Annotated in this window: 7 protein-coding genes and 2 pseudogenes; 7 read left to right on the forward strand and 2 right to left on the reverse strand. The window is 67.2% G+C overall.

Annotated features, from left to right (window positions below; translation table 11 throughout):
* Nucleotides 1-100: 100 nt before the first annotated feature.
* The 4 genes and pseudogenes from FXN61_RS47345 to FXN61_RS47355 form a co-directional block, all read left to right on the forward strand.
* A pseudogene (locus FXN61_RS47345) lies at nt 101-427 on the forward strand (cytochrome c biogenesis ResB family protein); the annotation flags it as partial.
* Nucleotides 427-1,353, forward strand: coding sequence for a c-type cytochrome biogenesis protein CcsB (gene ccsB / locus FXN61_RS47350; RefSeq protein ID WP_167980328.1), 927 nt, complete (start codon nt 427-429; stop codon nt 1,351-1,353). The pseudogene FXN61_RS47345 and the gene ccsB, both read left to right, overlap by 1 nt.
* A 103-nt stretch (nt 1,354-1,456) precedes the next feature.
* Nucleotides 1,457-1,930: a hypothetical protein gene (locus tag FXN61_RS50415; protein WP_188136252.1), complete on the forward strand. Its 474-nt coding sequence runs from the start codon at nt 1,457-1,459 to the stop codon at nt 1,928-1,930.
* A 2-nt stretch (nt 1,931-1,932) separates the two neighbouring features.
* Nucleotides 1,933-2,817 (forward strand): annotated as a pseudogene (locus FXN61_RS47355) (MinD/ParA family ATP-binding protein); the annotation flags it as partial.
* A gap of 51 nt (nt 2,818-2,868) precedes the next feature.
* Here the strand turns inward: FXN61_RS47355 and FXN61_RS47360 are convergent.
* Together FXN61_RS47360 and FXN61_RS47365 are read right to left on the reverse strand one after the other, a co-directional pair.
* Entirely contained in the window at nt 2,869-3,036 is a 168-nt protein-coding gene (locus tag FXN61_RS47360) for a hypothetical protein (RefSeq protein ID WP_086667950.1), read from the reverse strand.
* A 57-nt stretch (nt 3,037-3,093) separates the two neighbouring features.
* Nucleotides 3,094-3,300 (reverse strand): BldC family transcriptional regulator, encoded by a 207-nt coding sequence (locus tag FXN61_RS47365; RefSeq protein ID WP_167980329.1) that lies wholly within the window; start codon nt 3,298-3,300, stop codon nt 3,094-3,096.
* A 162-nt stretch (nt 3,301-3,462) separates the two neighbouring features.
* Here FXN61_RS47365 and FXN61_RS47370 point away from each other — a divergent pair, with 162 nt between their 5' ends.
* The 3 genes from FXN61_RS47370 to FXN61_RS47380 all read left to right on the forward strand — a co-directional run.
* The gene (locus FXN61_RS47370; protein ID WP_167980330.1) at nt 3,463-3,927 is read left to right on the forward strand and encodes an Lrp/AsnC family transcriptional regulator; all 465 of its coding nucleotides are present in this window, start codon (nt 3,463-3,465) and stop codon (nt 3,925-3,927) included.
* Between the two features lie 4 nt (nt 3,928-3,931).
* Nucleotides 3,932-4,201 (forward strand): DUF4229 domain-containing protein, encoded by a 270-nt coding sequence (locus FXN61_RS47375; protein WP_312878552.1) that lies wholly within the window; start codon nt 3,932-3,934, stop codon nt 4,199-4,201.
* 27 nt (nt 4,202-4,228) lie between these two features.
* A partial coding sequence (locus tag FXN61_RS47380; RefSeq protein WP_312878553.1) for a pyridoxal-phosphate dependent enzyme occupies nt 4,229-4,673 on the forward strand: 445 nt, incomplete at its 3' end.

The raw sequence follows: 4,673 nt of genomic DNA on the forward strand, positions 1-4,673 counted from the left end.
CTGGAATCTTGTACTGCAGCGCGTATCGATGTCGCTCGCCTGGGTAGAGAGTTCGCGGAAGCTTAATCTCCACATTGAATCGCGAGTCTGAAAATCGCTGGTCGCGCGCAAGAACCTCGCGCTGGGCGAGGAGATCGCGCTCGACGACGGCACCAAGGTGCGCTTCGACTCCGTGAACGACTGGGTGTCGTTGCAGGTCTCGCACGACCCGACGCAGGGCTACGTGCTGGTGTTCGCCATCCTGATCATCCTCGGCCTGGGGGTGTCGCTGACCGTCAAGCGCCGCCGGGTGTGGGTGCGTGCGACCCCTCAGGACGACGGGCGTACGTTGGTCGAGGTCGGCGGGCTCGCCCGCACTGACCAGGCAGGATACGGCGAGGAGTTCACGCGGCTCGCCCGCGCGGTTCTGAACGAGGAGAAGTCCTGATGCCGGTCAACGAGACCCTCGCGACCTACAGCGACTGGCTGTACCGCAGCGCGCTGGGCGTCTACCTCTTCGCGATCCTGTTCTACGCCGTCGAGCAGGCCTTCGCCCATGCTCCGCGCAGGAAGACTGAAGCGTTCGTCGGAGCCGGTGCGCCGGTGCCGGGCATCCTCACCGACGAGCCGAAGAGCGAGCTGTCCCGCTCCGAGCGCATCGGGCGCATGGGCGCCGCGCTGACGGTCCTCGGCGCGCTGCTGCACCTGGGCTCACTGGTGATGCGCGGTCTGTCCGCAGGACGCGCGCCCTGGGGCAACATGTACGAGTACATGTCGCTGCTGTGCCTTGCCGCGGTGGTGACGTGGATCGTGCTGATGGCGAAGTTCCCGATTCGCCGCCTCGGCGCGTTCGTGCTGACGCCGATCTTGATCCTGCTGTTCCTCGGCGGCACCGTTCTCTACGCCGAGTCCGCGCCTGTCCAGCCGGCGCTGCGGTCGTACTGGCTCGTGATCCACGTCTCGGTGATCTCGATCTCCTCCGGCGTGCTGCTGATCCCCGGCGTGACCTCGATCCTCTACCTGCTCAAGGACGGCAAGGCGGACCGCTTCCCGAAGCTGCCGTCCGCCGACGTGCTGGACCGGATGTCCTACCGGACCACCGTGCTCGCGTTCCCGTTGTTCACCGCGGGCATCATCTGCGGCGCGATCTGGGCGGAGGCCGCGTGGGGCCGGTTCTGGGGCTGGGACCCCAAGGAGACCGTGGCGTTCGTCTCGTGGGTGGTCTACGCGGCGTATCTGCACGCGCGTGCGACGGCCGGTTGGCGTGGTCGTGGGGCCGCTTGGATCAACGTCGTCGGCTTCGCGTTGAACGTGTTCAACCTGTTCTTCATCAACTTGGTCACCAGCGGGTTGCATTCGTACGCGGGTCTCTAACGACTTAAGCCCCCAGGTCGATGGAACCGGTGCTGGTTGCGTACCGTCGCAACCCGGGGGTCGGGGAAGTCCTGGTCCCTCTTGCTCAGGGAGGGCCACAGCGGTGAATTGGCAACCACCGGGTGAGGAACAGGGCTCCGGCCCGCAGTACGTCGACCCGCAGACGGCCTACCTCGACCCGCAGCAGTCCGGTCCGCAGCACGTCAGCGGCGGTCAATCAGGTCCGTACCACGTGGGCGGCAACCAGTCGGGGCCCTACCAGGTGCCCGGCAACTCTTCCGGCTCCTACCAGGTGCCGGGGAACGCGTCCGGTCCCTACCAGGTGCCCGGCAACGCGTCCGGTCCCTACCCGGTGCCAGGTTCGCAGTCCGGCTCGTACTCCGTGGACGGCTCCGGGGCGTACCAGGTGGGCGGCGGCCAGTCGGGTGCTCATTCCGTCAGCGGCGGCCGTCCGGACCGCACAACACGGCCCAGAACACCGCGCAGTTCGGCCAGTTCGCCGGTGCGCAGTACCCGAACAACTTCCCGCAGCAGCCGTACCGCTCGCAGGCGCAGGAAGTCTCGTCGCAGCAGCTGATCAAGAAGGACAAGCGACCGCCGTCGTCGGGCTGGCGCAAGTCCCTGCACTCGGTCACCGGCGGCATCGTCAACCTCGGCGAGAGCCCGGCCGACGTGCGCCGTCGTGAGCTGATCGCGCGGATCAACCAGCCGCTGCGCGGGTGCTACAAGATCGCGATGCTGTCGCTGAAGGGCGGCGTCGGCAAGACCACGACGACCACGACGCTGGGCTCGACGTTCTCGTCGCTGCGCGGTGACCGGGTGATCGCGGTCGACGCGAACCCCGACCGCGGCACGCTGGCGTTGAAGATCCCGCGGGAGACCACGGCGACCGTGCGGCACCTGCTGCGCGACGCCCCGCGGATCACGAAGTACAGCGACGTGCGCGCGTACACCTCGCAGTCGCCGGCACGCCTGGAGGTGCTGGCGTCCGAGCAGGACCCGGCGGTGTCGGAGGCGTTCAGCGAGGACGACTACCGCCGCACGGTGGCGTTGCTGGAGCACTTCTACAACATCGTCCTGACGGACTGCGGCACCGGTCTCATGCACTCCGCGATGAAGGGCGTGCTGGACGAGGCGGACCTGCTCGTGCTGGTGTCGTCCGGCTCGGTCGACGGCGCGCAGACGTCAGCGGCGACGCTGGATTGGCTGGAGGCGCACGGCTACCGCGACCTGGTCGCGAAGTCCGTCTGCGTGATCAACTCGGTGCGCCCGAAGTCGGGCAAGGTCGATCTCGACAAGCTCTCCGCGCACTTCCAGCAGCGCTGCCGCGCTGTGGTCCGCCTGCCGTTCGACGAGCACCTCGAAGAGGGCGCCGAGATCGCGCTGGACCAGCTCGCGCCGGAGACGCGGCTGGCGCTGCTCGAGCTCGCCGCCGTCGTCGCGGACGACTTCCCGCACGCCTGAGCACACCTGAGCACCGGCGAAGGGGCCCTGAGGTCAGGGCCCCTTTTCCGTTCACTCGTCGCGCTTGCGCTGCTCGTCGAGCTTGCGCAGGAACTCCGGGTCGTCATCAGGTGCGATCACCTTGCGGCCCGGGGTGTACTCCGAATGCTGCGGGGCGAACGCTCGCCACACGAGCACAGCCACGGTGAGCGCACCGATCACCGCCAGCAGGTAGATCATCTGGTCGCCACCTCCCTTTGCCACGAGATTACCCGCGGCACAGGGATTACTACGGTTTCAGTGGCGTACAGGTTCAGTGGCCTCGGTGGTCAGCTCCGAAAGCAGGGCCTTCACCTCGGTCTCACGGAACCTGCGATGTCCTCCTGGCGTGCGGATCGAGCCGATGCGACCGGCGGTGGCCCATCGGGTCACGGTCTTCGGGTCGACCCGGAACAGATTGGCGACTTCCCCAGGCGTCAACAGGCGCTCGGACGCTGTAGTCACTCGTCCTCCTCAGATCAGACGTTCCGGTCTGATCGTGGCATCTCACCCTTCAGGTACTCGAACGCTTGTTTTTTGGTAAAGAGGTAGTAAGGGACGACCGGGGCGAACCGGACATGTGACCACGGCTACGTGAGTGCACTCGTGGGGCATAGGGTGTCGCGGGTGGATGCTCTTGATCGACAGATCATCGCCGCATTGCGTGCCAACGGCAGGGCCACCTATGCCGATCTCGGCAGGCAGGTAGGCCTGTCCGCCTCCGCCGTGCACGAGCGTGTCGGCAAGCTCGAGTCCAGCGGCGTGATCGTCGGGTATCACGCGGTCGTCGACCCCAGCGCGGTCGGACTGGGCGTGACGGCGTTGATCGGCATCCATCCCACCGACATCGCGGACGACAACGAGGTCGCGGACGCGTTGAGCGAGCTCATCGAGGTCGAGTCCTGCTACCGGGTGGCGGGAGACGAGTCGTTCATCGTCAAGGTCAGGGTGGCGACGGTGGACGACCTGGAGCGCTCTCTCGGGCGGCTGCGGCGCATCCCCGGCGTTGCCCGTACGCGCACGACCGTCGTGCTGTCCACGCGGTTCGAAGGACGCCCGAACACCAGTGACGACGATGGCGACGTAACCTGAACGGGTGCTCGCTCGTGATGTGACGCTTTACGTCCTCGCCCGCCTCGGTCTCGTTGCGGTGGTGTCAGGCGCGCTCATGTTGTTCACGGTTCCTTTGCTGCCCGCGCTCGCCGTCGGCGTGGTCGTGGCGTTGCCGGCCTCGTTGTTCCTGTTCAAGGGACTGCGTGAGCGCGTGGCGGCCGGGTTGAACGCGCGCCAGGCAGTGCGTCAGGCCGAGCGCGACAAGCTGCGCGCCGAACTGCGTGGTGACGAAGGTCCTCTCACCCAGGCGTGAGAGCCGGGCGCGGTTATCGTGCCCGCTGTGAGTACTTCCGTTGACCGGTGTTGCAGCAGGACCAGGCACTGGGTGCGCGAGGCCGTCGGGATCATCGAGGCGGACGCGAACCGCAGCGCGGACACCCATCTGCTGCGTTACCCGCTGCCGCTCGACTGGGGCATCGACCTCTACCTGAAAGACGAGTCGACGCACCCCACCGGTTCGTTGAAGCACCGCTTGGCGCGGTCGCTGTTCCTCTACGCGATCTGCAACGGCTGGATCACCGGTGGCACGCCCGTGATCGAGGCGTCCTCCGGGTCGACAGCGGTGTCCGAGGCCTACTTCGCGCGGCTGCTGGGGCTGCCGTTCATCGCCGTGATGCCCCGCTCGACCTCGCCGGAGAAGATCGCGCTGATCGAGCGGCAGGGCGGAAAGTGCCACTTCATCGACCAGCCTTCGGCGATCTACGACGAGTCGCGGCGGCTGGCCG

It is taken from the genome of Lentzea indica (assembly GCF_012184385.1).
In the GTDB taxonomy this organism is placed as follows: domain Bacteria; phylum Actinomycetota; class Actinomycetes; order Mycobacteriales; family Pseudonocardiaceae; genus Lentzea; species Lentzea indica.